This is a genomic window from Streptomyces sp. LX-29, assembly GCF_029541745.1.
Taxonomy (GTDB): domain Bacteria; phylum Actinomycetota; class Actinomycetes; order Streptomycetales; family Streptomycetaceae; genus Streptomyces.
Map to the genome: position 1 here is coordinate 8,141,186 of NZ_CP089746.1, position 16,076 is coordinate 8,157,261.

The following is a 16,076-nucleotide window of genomic DNA, read 5'->3' on the forward strand; positions in this document are numbered from 1 at the left end:
CAGACGGAACCTCCACCAGCGACCTTGCCCCAACCTCAACCGGAAACGGACATCACCTCACGAACCGCCCACTCAGAACCTCGATGCCGTCCCTGCCACCAAAATCGCTGCTCTACGGCGCAGACGGCAGGCCGAGTTCGACGCCTTCCACGCGGCCATTGACGAAGCCGTGGAGCTGCTGCGTGACAAGCTGACCGACGTATCCCTGCCAGAGGCCCACATGCAGTACATCGAACTTGAGATCGAGCGTCGCTTCGAGACTCCGCTGCTTGAGCTGCGCAAGGCCATGAAAAGCGCACGCATCAACACCACGTTCAGCGCCGCCAACCTCAAGTTCGAACTACCGGCCGGCATAGCGGCTGCTGGCGGCGGCGCACTGGCCGGCCAGCCGGTTCTCGGTACGGCCATCGGAGCCGCCATCGCACTGTCCTCCCTCCACAGGCAGGCCGGTCAGGACCGTGGAGACCTCCGCAGCACCTCGCCCGTCGCCAGCTACCTGCTCAGCGTCGAGCAAGCCCTCGCCCCCCGTTCGCTAATTCACCGCCTCACGATGCGCAGCTGAGAGGGCGCCTTTCCTAAGATTCCATCCTTCTCCTACGCCACCGAGGTTGTGCGTCCGGTGAAGGGCGCCTGAAAGAACCCCGGCCTGGCAGCGCTCGCACCGACGTCGTCATCACCGCCCCGGCGATCGACGTGCCGGTGCTGTTTCTCGAGGCGTACAACTGCTACGAGGACGCCGCGCTCATCGCGGCGAAGTTCGATAAGCGCTGGTCCGCGCCCGAGCCTCCCCACGGTTCGGTGCCGCGGCATCCCGTCGGACCTGCTCGTCTTTCACCAGGTCGGCCCGCCCGTGCTGCGGCTTCCTGTTCCGCGCGACGCTGTTCCTGCTCGCACTCGGCTTGGCGGCGGCGAGCGAGGGCGGCGTCACGACGGGGTTACCGATCGCGTTCAGCAGCGACTGACGGACTTCCCAGCCGATGCGCCGGAAGGCTGGGCTGGCCGTGCCGTACTCGCTCGCCCTGCCCTGGGGCAGATGCAGAAAGTCGCCGACCTCACCTGCGAGCACTGGCAGGGCCAGGCCAGGTTTCGGACTGAGGTTCCGGCGGAGCAGCTCGTCGCCGCGCTCACCGTTAACCCGGTGGGCGAGCCGCAGATCGAGGACACCGTCCGCGAGGCCCTGACAGAGCGCGGGCATGACGTGGAGGACGACTCGCCGATGTCCAGGCTGGTCCGTCAGCTCACTGAGTACCGCCCGCCGCTTGCCTACAGCGCGGGCGGGCTGGAGCTTCCCTCCATGGAGCAATGGCCCGGCGGAACGATGATGCGCGAGGCGGCACGATGGGCGACGTACTGGCCCGACTGCCACCACCTCAGCGCCAGCAGCGCCTGGCCATTCCGAGGCGTCACGCCGCTCGGCCCAGTAGGCCCGGGTCGAAGTCTGCGCTGACGGCGGCGTGATCTGAGAGGCCCCGTTGCAGTTCGACCGCTCGCTGTGCTGGCGGTCGAACTGCCAAGGTGAGGAGATCAGCTACAGCGCCGCCCGCTGACGATGCGGAGCGTGCTTGTCTGAAGGGCCCGGCTCTCGCCGGGGCCTTCAGCGTTCATTGGCCGATGCGGCGCGGTGTTACCTCGCCGTTTTAGTAGGTCTTGTAGTCGTAGCGGGACTTCGTCGACCAGGCTGATGGCGCTCTTTGAATCTCCCCAGATGTCGCTCTTGAGCTGGCCAAACCTGCTCAGGTGATCTCCCCACCCATTGCGTGACCTTTCCCGGCGTGTCGAACTGGTGTCGGCGTGTCGTGGAGAGCCTGCGTGAGCACGGAGTTCGGCCTGTTTGAAGGGCCCTGGATGCTCCCTGGGAGGAAGACGTGGATGCTCACGCACTGCGTCGCCAGGGCTGGTCGATCTCGGCGATCGCCCGGCACCTGGGGCACGACCGCAAGACGATCCGCGCCTAACTGAACGGCGAGAGAGTCTCCGGATATCGCCGCCAGCCGCCTGACGCGTTCATGCCCTTCCTGGAGTACTGCCGCCAACGGCTCACCGACGACCCTCACTTGTGGGCATCGACGCTCTTCGATGAAGTGGTGGAGCTCGGCTACGCAGGCGGATACTCCACCTTCACGCGGGCCCTGCGGCGATACAAAGCTCGTCCGCACTGCGAACCATGCCGGACCTCGAGCGGCCGCGACGTGGCGATCATCGCGCACCCACCGGGCGAGGAGATCCAGTTCGACTGGGTTGAGCTCCCGGACCCGCCCGCGGAGTGGGGCGTCGGCGCCATCGCGCATCTCCTGGTCGGTGCCCTGGCTCACTCGGGACGATGGCGGGCCGTGCTGGCGGAGGCGGAGACCTTCCCGCACCTGGTTCAGGCCATCGACGCCGTGCTGCGACGCCTGAGCGAAACGGCCCGGAGGTGGCGGTTCGACCGGATGGCCACCGTCTGCCACCCGCCGACCGGACGGATCCTGCCGACCTTCGCCGCCGTCGCGAAGTACTACGGAGCTGGCGTCGATATCTGTCCGCCGCGACGGGGAAACCGCAAGGGTGTCGTCGAGAAGGCCAACCACTCAGCGGCCCAACGCTGGTGGCGAACCGTCCCGGATGGCATCAGCATCGAGGCAGGTCAGAACGGCGTGGACAAGCTGGCCGTTCAGATGGACGGCCGCAAACGCAAGCTCGACGGGGCTTCGACCACAGTCTCCGAGCTTGCGGAAGCCGAGCCGCTGCTGGAACTGCCAAGCCGCCCGTTCCCGGCCGAGCTGGAGCAGACCCGCGTCGTCAGCCCGCAAGGACTCGTCTCCTTCGCCGGCAACCACTACTCCGTCCCGCCCGGGCCGACCGGCGCCCACGTCACGGTCCGGATCCGCCTCGGCGAGGACGACCTGCATGTGGTCACCGCCGGCCGCGCGGTCATCGCCCACCACCACCGGGCACCGGACGGAGCCGGGCAGACCATCCGCGACGCCGGACACGTCATCGCCCTCGAACGAGCCGTACTCGCCTCGTTCTCCGACAAAGCCCCCTGCCGAACCAAAGTCCGGAGGCCTCCATCGGCCGCGGCCCAGGCGGAAGCCGAAAAGCTTCGCGGCCGACCTGAAACAGACGTCGCGAACCGGGTCGTGATCGACCTGACACACTACGCCGCCGTCGCCGACCGGCTCCGGCAGGCCCCCACCCACGAAGACCAGGAGCGCGAGAGTGAATGACACCATGCCGATGAGCGAGGCACGCCGCTACCAGCAGCTGCGAGGCCACCTGTCCTATCTGAAACTCAACGACGCCGCCGAAGCCCTTCCCCGTGTCCTGGACCAGGCCCGAGCCGAGCGAATGACCCTCACCACCGCCCTGGAGAAACTCCTCGAGATCGAAGTCGAGGCGACCGAAGCCCGCAAACTCTCCTCCCGCCTGAGGTTCGCCTGCCTGCCAGACCCGTGGACCTTGAACGACTTCGACTTCGCCGCCCAGCCCGGCGTCGACGAGAAGCTCATCCGCGACCTGGCAACCCTGCGGTTCCTCGACAACGCCTCCAACGTCCTGCTGGTCGGCCCGCCTGGCGTCGGCAAGACGATGCTGGCCGTCGCACTCGCCCGCTCCGCGGTCGACGCTGGCCACCGCGTCTACTTCACCACCGCCGCCGAACTCGCAGCCAAGTGCCACAAGGCCGCCCTCGAAGGCCGCTGGTCAAGCATCATGAGGTTCTTTGCCGGGCCTCGCCTGCTCGTGATCGATGAACTGGGCCATCTTCCGCTTCCGGGTGACGGCGCTTCGGCCCTCTTCCAGGTGATCAATCAGAGGTATCTGAAGTCGAGCACGATCCTCACGACCAATGTCGGTATTGCCAAAGCGCACATGTTCCGGCGAACCCGTGCCAGGTGCTGCCGAAACTTCACGGGTTCGACAGTGTCGAGGAGGCTTCCCAGTCGCCTCGATGTTCGCGCCACGCGGTCCTGAGGGCTTCGAGCTCGGTGCGGGGGAAGTGCTCACCCCACTTGCCGCGGTATGCGCTCTCGCCGTACTCCCTCACGACCTCGTCGAAGCATCGGATCACTGCTCGGGCCACGACGTCGATGTCCTGGTGGGTGGACCAGATCTCGGTCCCCTTGTTGTCGTGGTCACTGCCGTGGGCCAGCTCCAGTAGGCGAATCCACACGTCGGTGCCGTCACGGTAGAAGATCCACCGGAAGGCGGCGGGCTCGGCCTCGAACTGTGCTCGGGACTCGGTTTCGCCGGCGATCAGACGTGTCACTGCCGTCAAGAGATCTTCGGGGGCAGCGGTGATATAGGAGGCCGTGACTTCGGCTTCCGCCTGTTGGTCGCTGACGATGCAATCGGCCCAACCATGTCCGGACAGGACCCAGGCGAGACGCAGGTGGGCCATCCTCATTCCCTTCTCCAGTCACGGATTCCCTGCGCTGACCACCGATGGACCTCGCACACATCAGAGTCTGAGGGATGGCGAGACTGCTGACCAGCGGATTCTCTGACGCTGACTGATGCTCAGTGATCGGGCATGCGCCCGGGATCGACGTGGTCGGCGAGATAGATCAGGGTGGCTTGCGGGTCCATGCCGAAGGCCGCGGCCACGAGCTTGGGGTCCATGGTGTTGACCAGGTCGACGAGACGGGTGCTGCGGATCATGCGGGGTGGGAAGCCGCAGTCGTCAAGAACGTGGGAGAGATAGGCAGTGGAGGCCGGGCTCCGCCCGGCCTTTGTTCCTTTGGTAACCATGACGTGCGGGTTGTCTGTCCGCCACGCCTCGCGGTGGGCCAGGCACCGCTGCAGCACTGTCCAGGAAGCGGGGTCCAGGGGGACGGCATGGGGCCGCTTCCCGAGCCGGACAGTGTGGGCCTGCTGGTCGATGTCGTCGATCTTCAGCATCCGCATCTCGGAGCTGGAGGCGCCATGCAGCAGAGCGAGCATGCCCATCACCGCTTCGTGCGGGTGCACGTGCTGGTCGGTTGTCCACCGCTCAAACAGCTCGCGTTGCTGGTCGAGGGCGAGGGTCTGGCCGCGGAAGCCGTTCGTCTCCTTCGCGACCAGCTCGCGGGTGGGGTCGACCAGCAGCATCTTCTGGGACCGCGCGAAGCGGAAGAACTGCCGCAGCACGGTCAGCCGACGCTTGCGTCCCTTGGGCAGGACGGCGAGGAAGGCTTCGACGTCGTGCACGTCGAGGAGGGCCCAGTCGTTCTTGTCCCGGTCGTCGATCAGGAAGAGTGCGAGGTCACGCAGGGTGGCCAGGGCTGTCTCCAGGGTGTGATTGTTGCGAGGGCGGGTGCCAGCTCGGCGGGCTCGGTCCTGGGCCCGCATCCGGGAGGTGTTGAAGGCGGCGACGGCTTGCCGCAGCGGTTCGGGGACGGCCTCGATGCGTCGTTGCCGTCGGCCGACGGCGAGCCGTTCGGCCTGGTCGGTGGGCAGGGCCAGGTGGCGGAGGGTGAAGAAGTCCTCGAGTGCGCGGGCGAAGGAGCCCATCGACCGTCCGGGCCTGCGGGATCTTTCCAGCAGGGCCTGGGGAGAGGTGGAGTGCCCGTCTTCCAGGAGTCGGCCGAGGTCGGTGACGAAGCCGCAGGCTCTGGCGGTGCAGTGCCGGGCGGCGACATGAGTGACGAAGTCCCCCAGCCAGGAGGGTGGATCGGCGAGCCGGTCGCGGAGGTGTTCCCCGCGGATGAAGGGACGGCCGGGGTGCTTTTGCCAGCAGGCCGAGCACAGCCCCAGTCCGGCATGTCGCCGCAGCTGGCCGCACTCGCGGCAGGTCCTCGGAGGCTGCTTCTGCTGCCGGGGCCGTGAACAGTGGCCGCACCAGCCGGTCGTCTCACGCAGATAGCCGGTCCTGCGGCAGCGCGGACATGTCTGCTGGGCAGCCCGTTGTTCGGCCTTGCGCCGGCAGTCGCGGCACAGACGGTTCTGCGATGACCGGACGGGGTGGCCGCATTCCTCGCAGACGCGTGAGCAGATGATGCACCGGCCGGTGTCCTGCTGCAGAACACGGTCGCGGCCGCAGCCGGGGCAAACCGCCTTGGCGGCCTGCTCGTTGAGCTGGCGCCAGCACCGGCAGCAGTGCTGGCGGTCGAGATATCCGACAGGGGCACTACAGGTGACGCAGTCGCGTTGCTTCTCGCCCATCGTCGCCCGCCGGTCACAGAGGCGGCATCGACCGGCCCCTGGCGGAGGCAGCCTGCGGCAGGTCGGCAACTGGACGAGGAGGTGCGATGGGCCGTTCGACGGGGGTGGTGTCGACCTCGATCAGGTCGTTGGGAGTGCACTCCAGCGCGGTGCACAACGCGGCCAGCGTGGTCATCTTCACCTGCGAGGGTTCCTTGGTGAACAGCGCGGACACCGATGCCGAGGAAAGCTCCAGGCCAGCCTTCTCGGCCAGCAGCCGCCGCAGTTCCGTCCCGGTCCACACCTCGCGCTGAGCGGCGGCCATCCGCAGCCGCCATTGGATCTTCATGCCGTGGTGTCCTTCCCGGTCAGCTTGGCCAACGTGCTGGCGACAGCGCGTTGATAGGCGTCCTCGATGAAGGTCGCGGAGGGCCGGACATACCTCATGGTCGAGCTGACCGTCCAGTGACCGAGCATCTGCTGGATCGCCACGAGATCGACGCCCCGTTCGTAGTTGTGCGTCGCGCAAGCTCTTCGCAGAGCATGCGGGCTGAACCGCTCTGATGCCGGGCGTCCTTCGAGTTCCATCAGATAGCGGAGCCGGTTGCGGATGGTCCCGCGATGCAGGCTGCCGCCTGACTCGTCGGCGAAGAGCACCGGCGAGTCAGGGAACTTGGGCCGCACGTCCTCCAGGAACCACCGCAGCACCAGGTCCAGGCCGTCGAGCATGGGCACCCACCGAGGCCGTGGTCCGGACGTGTGGGCTCCCTTGCCGAAGCGGACGTGGAGCTTGCCGAACGGACCTCGGGTGAAGTGCAGGTCCGGCTTCTCCAGCAGCGATGCCTCCTCTGAGCGGAGACCAGCGTGATACAGCGTCCGGAACATCGCATAGTCCCTCGCTGCGGGTCCGTACTTTCTTGCGGTCGCGATCCTCTGCTTCATGAAGGAGAAGAACTCGTTCACCCGCTCTGGTGTCGGCGGCGGCAGCAGGGCCGGCGAATCGTCCCCGACATGGCGGGAGGCGTTGAACTCATCGACCGGGCAGACCAGACGGACACCGAATGCAGCCTCGATCTCGGCCGCCTTGCGGGCCTGCAGGAACCGGTGGAAGCCCTTGAAAATCTGCACGTACTCACGGCGGGTCGACGTCTTGCGGCCCTGAACGGCCAGGTCACCCACCACGCGGTCGATGTCCTCGGGCGTGACTTCCCACGCAGGCCGTCCCAGTGCGGTGAGTGTCCGCTCCAGCAGCCCGATGTCGTTGTCGACGGTCACCGGGCTGAACCCGCGGGCCGGCCACGAGGCGACGAACGCGTCGAGGCACATGGTCTGGAACTGCCACGGGTCCGTGGTCAGCGGCTCCTGCGGGACGGCCCCGCCCACGATGACCTGCAGTCTCGCCTCGGCCACCGGCACACCTTCCTCGCACCTGAACGGTCAAGGCAGCACCTTGAAAACCAGGGTGCCACCGCGAGAACCAACGAGGACCCCAGGGACGGGATACGGGCAGGTGGCAGCGGCAACTCTTGTGAGGGAACAAGTGCCAGCCCCAGATGACTGGGCCAGCGCCTTCGGCGATGCGACCGTTGCCGCTGCGATGCTCGATCGGCTCCTTCACCGCGCCGCCGTAGTCGGCATCGACGGACCGTCCTACCGGCTTCGCTCGCACCAGTCCCACTCCGACAACCTCCGCAAAGGGGTGACCGGACGTGCTGGTTGATTTCCGGGAGTGCCCTATCTGCTGGACGTCGTTCCAGGTCAACCCCAATGTGGCAGCCCGGCACACCTACTGCACACCCCGCTGCAAAGCAGAAGCGGGCCGGCGCCGGCGCTGCGAACCCGACGAAGCCGTGGACGCGGCTGAAAGCGAGCCGATGACGCCAGCGTCGCTGGACCCGACACCGCTCGCGCCGACGGCCATCCGGAACTGCCCCCACTGCGACAAGCCCGTCACCATCGTCGCCCTGCTGGCCACTCCCGAGGCCGCACGACCCACCATCCCAGCCGCCAGCCGGGACGTGATCCCCATGCGCAGAAGCTGACACGGTTCGACGGGAATCGGCGCGACACGATCAGTTGCCGTTCACTACTGTCACATGGGAAAGGATGTGGACATGGCGCTGGTCAAAAAGGGGTCACGGCTCATCACCGTGGATGGCACCACCTACCGGTGGCGACTCCGCGGACGGCCGACCTACGACCAGGGCCTGGTCATGTCACCCCTTACGTACGCGGTCGAACACGCCCAAACTCCCGGCACCACACTGGTGATCACCACCAACCAGCCGCACCCGAGCAACTGGTTCGGAACAGCCGGCAGCCCGGTCCTGCCCGCCCAGGTGGCTGACAGCATCCGCACCGCTCTCACCGACGGCTGGAAACCCGAGAACCCTGACTCGCCGTTCCACCTCGACCAGTCAGCTGGCTTCGTCTCGTCCCACTACCCACCCGCACTCAAGGACTCACCGACCCAGCCATCGGTGAGTCCTTCTGCTTTCCGCTCCCCACATTCCTCAGTTGGTTCACTCCGTGAACCAACTGAGGCGAAGAGCGGCAGTGGGGAAAATTCGAGATCCGCATCAGGGCCACAGCGGCCGTCCTTACCGGCTGCCCCGGCTTATCCTCGGCGCCTGTCACCTGGGTCCGATCACCGCGGTCGCGCCCGGGGCACAGTGGCCGTCCCCCGGGGTCCGACCACCGTCTGCCGGCCGGGTGCCGGTTTGTGCTGCGGTCCCGTCGTCGGTCGTTGGCCTCGGCTGCGCCGCCAGGTCACCCAAGGGCCCCGGCTGCCGCTCGTCCGCTGGCGGCCTTGCCCGTTCGCCGACCAGGCATTGCCCGGGCGGACGTCCGCTGTCCGCCCGGGCAGGACGCCGCTGATCAGATGCCCGCTGTCGCGGAACTCGTCGCGTCGCGACTGGGGTCGCATGTGGCGGGCTGACGCCTGCTCAGCCATCGTCCGTCCAGCCCGGTGGCCTCGGTGAAGGGGGCAAGGGAACGGGCGTACGATGAGGCCGGTAAAGAATCTTGCTCCACATATGCGCGGTTTCTGGTGCCGCGTCGCCGGTGCGCCCTTGTGTGAGCAGGTGGTCAGATCGATGTGGGGGCACGATGACGACTGCCGTCAGACGTTCCGTCAGCAAGGCGATAGCGCCGATCCTCGCAGGGTTCGTGCTCATGTCGCTGGTGGGCTGCTCGCCCCAGACAGCGGAGTTGACCAAGGAAGAGGTCGTCGGTGTCTGGCGCGGCCAGGACCAGGGGCGCGTAGAGTTCAGGAACGATGGCGGGTTCGAGCTGTCGGGCACACCCCGCAGCGCGATGGTCTTCTCCTTCTCGAGGCCGCTACCTGGGGACATTGCCGGCTCGGGGACCTGGAACTTCGACGATGGCGAGCCCAGCAGTTCCATCACGCTGCGGTTCGACAAGGGGGGCTCCTTCCCTGATAACAGCGAGGTCGAATTGCTGACCATCACGCATGGTGGCGAGCACCCGACCGCATATTTCGACATCGACGTGGACAAGGCTTACGGATACGAGGTACGGCGTGTGCGCCAGTAGCCGGAGCGTGTGGAACGTCTTTGGTGGTCCGCCTTCTGCCGCAGGCTGGCCGCCGCGCTAACGGGGCCACAGGGGCCGGTGTTGGAGGGCGAGGACGCGGAGCACTTCGCGCAGCGGGTGGAGCAGGCGCTGTACGCCTCGAAGATCATGTCCTACGCCCAGGGCTGGAACATGATCCAGGCGGCGTCCGCAGAGTACGGCTGGGACATCGACCTGGGCGCGATCGCCGCGATCTGGCGCGGCGGCTGCATCATCCGCGCGGCCTTCCTGGGCCACATCCGCAGCGCCTTCGCCGAAGACCACGGGCTTTGCCTATGCGTTTCACGCCAAGGCCGAGATGACCGCCCACGGCGAGAGTGCCGGACCGCACCGGCCCGCCAATGGAGCGCTCGGGCACAGGCCGCTGCCGTGTTAACCGCGGCCACGTCGAAGACCAGGCCGTTGGTGAACCGGGTGTCGACGTGCCAGCTCTCCAGTGAGGGCGGAGACCGCCCCGCGGGCAGCGGCCGTCACGCGTTCACCTCCAGCGGCTCAGCCGCCGAGGCAGCCTGCAGCTGCTCGCCGAATCCCTGGCCTTGGTCGGGCGGACCCACCGCGCGCAGCAGAGCTACTGGTACTGCACTCTGGCGGGCCTTGCCGAAGCCGCCGCCTCGGGCGAACTCGCGTCGACGGCCGGCCGGACCTTCCGGGAAGCGCATCGCCGCCAGCAAGACGGGCCTGCGGGAGCACGGCCTCGCCCTGGTCGACACCGTCATCGCCTTCCACCAGGCGCAGGTGGCCGACCACGCCGACTGGCAGCTGGAAGTCCCCCACCCCACCCCAGCCGGGAACCTGGTGCCCGACAGCGCGGTGCTCCTGGCCGACGGCTCCAGCGCGTTCGTGGAGATCGACCGCACCAAGTCCTACGCCCGCCTGATCGCCAAGCTGGAACGCTACGACGCCTACCGCAACGCCCCGGCGTCAGGCCGCGGTAACGCCGCCCGCCCCCCCACGCTCCCACTGGAAGGAGACCTACGCCGGGCCGTCCCTGGACCGGCCGTTTCCCGCCGATGCTGTTCGTCTTCGCCCCGGCCCCGCGCCGCGCGGCCCCGGCAACGAGGGAGGCCGCCTTCCACGACCGCGCCCACCGTCCGTCGAACGTGAACTACCGGCTCACCGTGGCGACCACGACCCTGCACCTGCTAACCTGGCACGGGGCCGACCGACCGGTGTGGCGGGTCGTGGGTCACGGCGAGGACCGGCGGTCGCTGGCAGCACTGCCCAAGGCGCGGCGAGCACGGCGGGTCCGGCTGTTGCCCAGGCCGGGCCGCCCTCGGGGCGGCTTCCGCCTCCGGCCGGACAGGAGACCTGGCCGGAGGCGAGGTCCGACGCCCCCGGCAGCCAGCTTTCGGGCAGGCGGCAGGCGCTGGACCGGAGCCTTTTGCGTCTTCCCGGATACGGTCGTGGTGAACCGGGTGACGGCCTGGCTGAAGTAGCCGAGCTGGTGGGCCGGTGCAGCCAGGCTGTGCAGGTCCTCGCCGAAGTGGCTATCGCCTGTGTGGGTGTCGGGTGGTGGGTATTGTCCAGTCGTACAGTATGGCGAGTGCGATGCACCGGGCGTCCCGGCGCTCGTAGCCTGATGCCTGGATCTCGGCGATCGCTCCTGTCAGCTTTCCTTGCTTGATGAGCTCGCGCGCTCGGTCATGGGTTGGTGCTGGGACGGGGAGTCCTAGTACTGCAACGGTGCTTGCCGTGACTGCTGGCCAGTTTGGTCGTTGGTTGCGTCATGGGTGGGGAACTTGCTGATGCCCGGTCGTGGGCTGGTGAACTGAGGGCCTTGCATGAGCGGTTCGTGCACCGTTTCTCCAGGTCAGAGCCGCGGGAGTCGGCTCTTGCCTATATGCAGGGGCTGATAGCTCCGCTGGAGCGGAAGAACGGATGGACGCTTGCCGAGGAGGCCGGGCATGCGGGTCCGGACCGGATCCACCGGCTGCTGAACCGAATCGACTGGAACGCCGATGAGGTCCTCGACGACGTGCGGGACTATGTCGTCGAGCATCTCGGCGACCCGGAAGCGGTGCTGATCGTGGACGACACGGGATTCCTGAAGAAGGGAGTCCGCTCGGCTGGGGTCCAGCGGCAGTACTCCGGAACCGCCGGCCGGACGGAGAACTCCCAGATCGGGGTGTTCCTCGCCTATGCCGGCGGCCGTGGCCGCACCTTGATCGACCGCCGCCTGTATCTGCCCACCTCCTGGACGGATGACCGTGAACGCTGCCGGGCCGCCGGCATCGAGGACACGGTCGCCTTCGAGACGAAGGTCGTCACCGCAAGGGCGATGGTCCGCCGGGCCATCGCGGAGAAGATCCCGTTCCGGTGGGTGACCGCGGACGCCGCCTACGGCTTCTCCAAAGGTTGGCGGACCGAGCTGGAGCGGGCCGATGTCTTCCACGTCATGGCCACGACCCGGCACGACACCGTCGTCACCCGCTGGGCCATGGACCACCCCGTCCACGACCTGTTTCCCGGTCTCCCGAGGCAGAAGTGGAAGCGCCGTTCCTGCGGCGACGGCGCCCACGGGCCACGGGTCTACGACTGGGCCAGGGTGGAGGTCCGTCCCTGGCACCGCGAAGACCGCCGGCATTGGGTGATCGCCCGCCGCAGCGTGAGCCGGCCGCAGGAGATCTCCTACTACATCGCCTACTGCCCCGCCGAGACCACACTCGACGAGCTCATCCGTGTCGCCGGCAGCCGGTGGGCAGTGGAGGAATGCTTCCAAAGCGCGAAGCAGGAATGCGGCCTGGACGACTACCAGGTCCGTCGCTACGACGGCTGGCACCGCCACATGACACTGGCCATGGCCGCCCACGCCTGCCTCACCGTCCTGCGGGCCCGCGAACTCGACACCGGGAAAGCAGAAACGGATCCTCCGACCTCGTCCCCCTCAGCCTTCCCGAGCTCAGACGCCTGATCCACCGCCTCACCCACCGCCACCCAGCACCCGTCGACCACGTGCTGCAGTGGTCACACTGGCGACGCAGACGACAACACCAAGCCCGCATCAGCCACTACAAACGACGCGGCCACACACCACCAGAAACTGCCAAACCCTCACAGCAAACACCGTTGCAGTACTAGGCCTCGGACGATGTCGGGGTCCCAGTTGTGCTTGCGTGCACGCCGCATTCTCAGCCGGACAGATATCGACCAGATCATGTCCACCCCCAACCATCGCTGATTCAGCCTATGGGAGGGGGAGGTTCGGTTGCGGTTCGGACTTCGTCGGCCAGGACCACAGCGGCCGCCCTGACCGGCTGCCCCGGCTCATCGCTGGCGTCCGCCACCGGGGTCCGACCACCGTCTGCCAGCCCGGTGCCGGTTCGCGCTGCGGCCCGCCGTCGGCCGTTCGCCTCGGCTGAGCCGCCACGTCAACTGAGCGGCGTTGGTGAAGCAGAACCCGGGGTGCAGCGACGCCACTGGGGAGCGGGGCCGGAGTGAAGAGCCGGCCTTCGCGTAGCAGCAGGTCGAACTGACTGGTGTAGGTCCAGCCCTCCGCGATCGCACGCGCCGTCGGGTCGATGGCTTCGGCCGCCTGGCGAAGGTAGGCGACCAACTGCTCTTCGGCTCTGGTGAGGCATCCGGTCTGCTCGGTCGTCACAGCGCCTCCAAGGATGGCCGACCAATATCCACCAGGCCAACTGTCTACTCTCCACGCCCAGCGCAGCCTATCCCGGGCCAGGGACAATCTCCTCTCCTGCCGGTAGGCGCCGGCGGCGAGAGGGCTACCGAAAAGGGGCACTGCAGGAGCCCGCCGTCGAACGCTTGCCCAGCACGTCTTCGGCCTCGGCCGGGCGCGTGCCCGCGACCGGTGCCCTGCTGGCAGGCACAATGTCGAACGGCGCTCGGCGAGCAGCGTCACCATCAGGTCGCCTCCCCGCCACGCCCGAGCCGTCCCCCTGCCCAGCGCCCACTCTCGCCCACCGGCCCTCGAGGCGAAGTGAGCCCTGGGTGGCCAAAAGACCCCATGTGGGGACGGCAGCGACGCGGGATGGCGCGAGGGCATGGGGGGTGTCTTCCGTACTCTCTGGGAACCGAGAACCGTGGGCAGGCACGCCCGACCCGGACCGTCGGACCAGCCGTCCCGAGCGGCCCCGCGCATCGACCCCGACGACCCGCCGGCCCCCTACCTCCGGCGCCGGCGCGCACCGATGGACGTCTACCGTCGGCACCGACCCGCTGGCGGCGGGGCCACCCACGTCAGGCCCGACGAACCGCGCGTCCTGGAGTCCTGGGACGGCTTCGCCTGCATACCTGAAGGCACCGCGCCGAACCTCGCGGCCGCGCAAGCCTGGGCGGCTGGCCGACCAGGACCGGGCGGGTAGGCCAGCGGCCCGCTCGGCTCATGCCAGAGGGTGGGATTTCGGCGAAATTGCCCTCGTCACGGACACGAATCCGGATCATGGAGGCGTGGAGGACTGGCATACCTGCAACGACCCAGCTGAACTGCGCATCCGGCTCGATGTGGCGCTCGAGGAGAACGCCGAACTACGGAGCGGAACTCGCCGAGCTCCGTACTGAGAGTCAGCGCCTGCGTACCCGGCTGGGCATGCCCACTGCCCGTGTCCCGCAGGCACTGCCGTCAGTCCCCGAGCCCCTGGCGCCAACCGTTGTGGAAGGCGAAGGCGGGCTGCCGTACGCGGACGCGACCACCGGCACGGAGGCGAAGGTCGCGCTGTTCCGGGCCCTGTTCGCCGGCCGCGAGGACGTCTACGCGACCCGGTGGGTGAGCGCGAAGTCAGGCCGGACGGGCTGGAGCCCCGCCGAGGACAATCCCTTCGCCAAGAACAAGAACGACGCCGAGCGGGTGTTCTGGCTGCTGACCGACGGGGCCGTCTACAACCACCTCGCCCGCCCCGAGCCCGGCTCCCGCGAGACCCATTTGGGGCTATACCCACTGCTGGCCGACGACACCTGCCGCCTCCTTGCGGTCGACTTCGACGGCAAGGACGGCAGCGACTGGCGCGGCAACGCAGCCGCCTACGCCTCCGCCTGCGAGGACGCTGGTGTCCCCGCGTTGGTGGAGCTCTCCCGCTCCGGGGCCGGCGCGCACGTGTGGTCCTTCTTCCCCGCCCCTGTCGCTGCGGTCACCGCCCGCACACTAGGGATGGCGCTGCTGCGCCGCGCGATCGATGTCTGCGGGCAGATGACACTGTGCAGCCACGACCGGCTCTTCCCCGCCCAAGACCTGATCCCGACGAACGCGAAGGGCAACGCCCGGTTCGGCAACCTGATCGCGCTCCCGCTGCAAGGAGCCTCCCGCCTCAAGGGCACCACGGTCTTCTGCGACCCACGGAACTGGGAGCCCTACCCCGACCAGTTCGCACACTTGTCCCAGGTGGAGCGGCTTTCCCTGCCCCCTGTCGAGGCACTCTCCGACAAGATCGGCGAGGTCAAAGCGGGCCCGTCAGCGATCGCGCCGGTCCTGCCGCCCAGCCGCGGCGGCGCGCTCTGGGCAAGGCCCCCCACATCGTCGAGGCGCGGTTGTCGGCGATGCTCGCTATCTCCACGAAGGGGATGCCGGCTGCCTTGCTCGCCGCGCTCAAGCACACGGCGTCGTTCCACTTCCCTGAGTTCCTTCTGTTCGGTGACGGAGGGCTCACCGGTGAACGCGGTGACGTGGACGGCGGTGGTCTGACGGAAATGCCGTAGGTCGCGTCCGTCAGCACCGCCAGGACGCGGGCGTCGTCGGTGAGGCGACCAGCCCCGTCTCCTCGCGCAGCTTGCGCACGGCGGTCTGCTCCGCACTCTCCACACTCCCGGTAGGCCGGCTTCCCGCCGGGCAGCTCCCACACATCGCGTACCGAGCGGCCCAGCTGGACACGGCCCGAATCGTCGGTGACCACGCCCACGCCGACCAGGCCCTGCGGGGCGGGGCGTCGCTTGTCGGCGACGGTGACCTGGGCCTGGACGGGGTCGCGCAGGACGATGAAGGCCAGACCGTCAGCGTCGAGCTGGGTGACGTGGCGCCAACCGGTGGTCAGCAAGGCGATCTCGCTGCCATCGAGAGCGATGCCGCGCTTGTCGTCCGGGACGTTGCCGACCTCCGGGGTGATCACGCAAAGGGCACCGCCGGGGCGTGGCCGCTCGCGCAGCCGGTTGATTACCCGAGTGCGATCGCGGACGAACGCGAAGCTCTGCCGGAAGGCCACCAGGTCGCAGGCACCGTGCGGGAGATCCGCGAGATCGTCGGCCTCGATGTCGAACCGGGCGTACGTCACCGCGTCGGCGGGGTCCGCCCCCTGGCGCGCAGCCTCAATCGCGGCCTCGGCGTAGTCGACCGCATCGACCCGGTAGCCGATGGCGGCCAGGTAGCGGGCCAGCTCCCCCAGACCGGATCCGATCTCCAGCGCGACCGCGCCGGGTGACGACGGGAGGTGCGCGTC

At 68.2% G+C, this 16,076-nt stretch carries 15 protein-coding genes and 4 pseudogenes; 15 read left to right on the forward strand and 4 right to left on the reverse strand.

Translation table 11 applies throughout. The features are described 5' to 3' along the window. Positions 1 to 88: 88 nt before the first annotated feature. The 5 genes and pseudogenes from LRS74_RS33155 to LRS74_RS33175 all read left to right on the forward strand — a co-directional run. A pseudogene (locus LRS74_RS33155) lies at positions 89 to 562 on the forward strand (DUF6236 family protein); the annotation flags it as partial. 471 nt (positions 563 to 1,033) lie between these two features. Next, entirely contained in the window at positions 1,034 to 1,447 is a 414-nt protein-coding gene (locus LRS74_RS33160) for a hypothetical protein (protein ID WP_277744479.1), read from the forward strand. 418 nt (positions 1,448 to 1,865) lie between these two features. Further along, a complete protein-coding gene (locus LRS74_RS33165; RefSeq protein WP_277744480.1) occupies positions 1,866 to 1,955 on the forward strand; it encodes a helix-turn-helix domain-containing protein in 90 nt (29 codons plus the stop codon). A 51-nt stretch (positions 1,956 to 2,006) separates the two neighbouring features. After that, entirely contained in the window at positions 2,007 to 3,206 is a 1,200-nt protein-coding gene (locus tag LRS74_RS33170) for an IS21 family transposase (RefSeq protein ID WP_277744481.1), read from the forward strand. After that, entirely contained in the window at positions 3,199 to 3,951 is a 753-nt protein-coding gene (locus LRS74_RS33175) for an ATP-binding protein (protein WP_277744482.1), read from the forward strand. Before LRS74_RS33170 ends, LRS74_RS33175 begins: the two co-directional genes overlap by 8 nt. Here LRS74_RS33175 and LRS74_RS33180 read toward each other — a convergent pair. The 4 genes from LRS74_RS33180 to LRS74_RS33195 all read right to left on the reverse strand — a co-directional run bounded on the left by LRS74_RS33180 (position 3,887) and on the right by LRS74_RS33195 (position 7,509). After that, the gene (locus LRS74_RS33180; protein WP_277744483.1) at positions 3,887 to 4,378 is read right to left on the reverse strand and encodes a hypothetical protein; all 492 of its coding nucleotides are present in this window, start codon (positions 4,376 to 4,378) and stop codon (positions 3,887 to 3,889) included. The genes LRS74_RS33175 and LRS74_RS33180 overlap by 65 nt on opposite strands. 119 nt (positions 4,379 to 4,497) lie before the next feature. After that, positions 4,498 to 6,120: an integrase gene (locus LRS74_RS33185; protein ID WP_277744484.1), complete on the reverse strand. Its 1,623-nt coding sequence runs from the start codon at positions 6,118 to 6,120 to the stop codon at positions 4,498 to 4,500. A 13-nt stretch (positions 6,121 to 6,133) separates the two neighbouring features. Next, positions 6,134 to 6,448 (reverse strand): helix-turn-helix transcriptional regulator, encoded by a 315-nt coding sequence (locus LRS74_RS33190; protein ID WP_112437628.1) that lies wholly within the window; start codon positions 6,446 to 6,448, stop codon positions 6,134 to 6,136. Further along, positions 6,445 to 7,509 (reverse strand): site-specific integrase, encoded by a 1,065-nt coding sequence (locus LRS74_RS33195; protein ID WP_277744485.1) that lies wholly within the window; start codon positions 7,507 to 7,509, stop codon positions 6,445 to 6,447. The genes LRS74_RS33190 and LRS74_RS33195 overlap by 4 nt, the downstream gene beginning before the upstream one ends. 148 nt (positions 7,510 to 7,657) lie before the next feature. On the opposite strand from LRS74_RS33195, the pseudogene LRS74_RS33200 reads away from it, so the two are divergent. From LRS74_RS33200 to LRS74_RS33245, 10 genes and pseudogenes are all read left to right on the forward strand, one after another. After that, positions 7,658 to 7,819: pseudogene (locus tag LRS74_RS33200) on the forward strand (ATP-binding protein); the annotation flags it as partial. Beyond that, positions 7,809 to 8,141, forward strand: a complete 333-nt coding sequence (locus LRS74_RS33205; protein WP_277744486.1) for a hypothetical protein — start codon at positions 7,809 to 7,811, stop codon at positions 8,139 to 8,141. The pseudogene LRS74_RS33200 and the gene LRS74_RS33205, both read left to right, overlap by 11 nt. A gap of 72 nt (positions 8,142 to 8,213) precedes the next feature. Then, positions 8,214 to 8,540: pseudogene (locus LRS74_RS33210) on the forward strand (hypothetical protein); the annotation flags it as partial. 667 nt (positions 8,541 to 9,207) lie between these two features. Beyond that, complete coding sequence (locus LRS74_RS33215) at positions 9,208 to 9,654, forward strand: hypothetical protein (protein ID WP_277744487.1); 447 nt, start codon at positions 9,208 to 9,210, stop codon at positions 9,652 to 9,654. Between the two features lie 93 nt (positions 9,655 to 9,747). After that, a pseudogene (locus tag LRS74_RS33220) lies at positions 9,748 to 9,945 on the forward strand (NADP-dependent phosphogluconate dehydrogenase); the annotation flags it as partial. 342 nt (positions 9,946 to 10,287) lie between these two features. After that, complete coding sequence (locus tag LRS74_RS33225; RefSeq protein ID WP_277745040.1) at positions 10,288 to 10,797, forward strand: replication-relaxation family protein; 510 nt, start codon at positions 10,288 to 10,290, stop codon at positions 10,795 to 10,797. A gap of 622 nt (positions 10,798 to 11,419) precedes the next feature. Then, positions 11,420 to 12,604 carry an IS701 family transposase gene (locus LRS74_RS33230; RefSeq protein WP_277739403.1) on the forward strand — a complete coding sequence of 395 codons (1,185 nt, stop codon included), beginning with the start codon at positions 11,420 to 11,422 and terminating at the stop codon, positions 12,602 to 12,604. Between the two features lie 1,237 nt (positions 12,605 to 13,841). Further along, a complete protein-coding gene (locus tag LRS74_RS33235) occupies positions 13,842 to 14,015 on the forward strand; it encodes a DUF6087 family protein (protein WP_277745041.1) in 174 nt (57 codons plus the stop codon). 224 nt (positions 14,016 to 14,239) lie between these two features. Then, on the forward strand, positions 14,240 to 15,328 hold the full coding sequence (locus LRS74_RS33240; RefSeq protein ID WP_277744488.1) for a hypothetical protein: 1,089 nt from the start codon (positions 14,240 to 14,242) through the stop codon (positions 15,326 to 15,328). 85 nt (positions 15,329 to 15,413) lie between these two features. Further along, a complete protein-coding gene (locus LRS74_RS33245; protein WP_277744489.1) occupies positions 15,414 to 16,058 on the forward strand; it encodes a hypothetical protein in 645 nt (214 codons plus the stop codon). Positions 16,059 to 16,076: the final 18 nt, after the last annotated feature.

What these genes read in the sequence shown, in the direction of transcription:
- LRS74_RS33160 (WP_277744479.1), top strand. Translation starts at nt 1,034, where the DNA reads ATGCAGAAAGTCGCCGACCTCACCTGCGAGCACTGGCAGGGCCAGGCC.
- LRS74_RS33170 (WP_277744481.1), top strand. Translation starts at nt 2,007, where the DNA reads ATGCCCTTCCTGGAGTACTGCCGCCAACGGCTCACCGACGACCCTCAC.
- LRS74_RS33180 (WP_277744483.1), bottom strand. Translation starts at nt 4,378, where the DNA reads ATGGCCCACCTGCGTCTCGCCTGGGTCCTGTCCGGACATGGTTGGGCC.
- LRS74_RS33185 (WP_277744484.1), bottom strand. Translation starts at nt 6,120, where the DNA reads ATGGGCGAGAAGCAACGCGACTGCGTCACCTGTAGTGCCCCTGTCGGA.
- LRS74_RS33190 (WP_112437628.1), bottom strand. Translation starts at nt 6,448, where the DNA reads ATGAAGATCCAATGGCGGCTGCGGATGGCCGCCGCTCAGCGCGAGGTG.
- LRS74_RS33215 (WP_277744487.1), top strand. Translation starts at nt 9,208, where the DNA reads ATGACGACTGCCGTCAGACGTTCCGTCAGCAAGGCGATAGCGCCGATC.
- LRS74_RS33230 (WP_277739403.1), top strand. Translation starts at nt 11,420, where the DNA reads ATGGGTGGGGAACTTGCTGATGCCCGGTCGTGGGCTGGTGAACTGAGG.
- LRS74_RS33235 (WP_277745041.1), top strand. Translation starts at nt 13,842, where the DNA reads ATGGACGTCTACCGTCGGCACCGACCCGCTGGCGGCGGGGCCACCCAC.
- LRS74_RS33240 (WP_277744488.1), top strand. Translation starts at nt 14,240, where the DNA reads ATGCCCACTGCCCGTGTCCCGCAGGCACTGCCGTCAGTCCCCGAGCCC.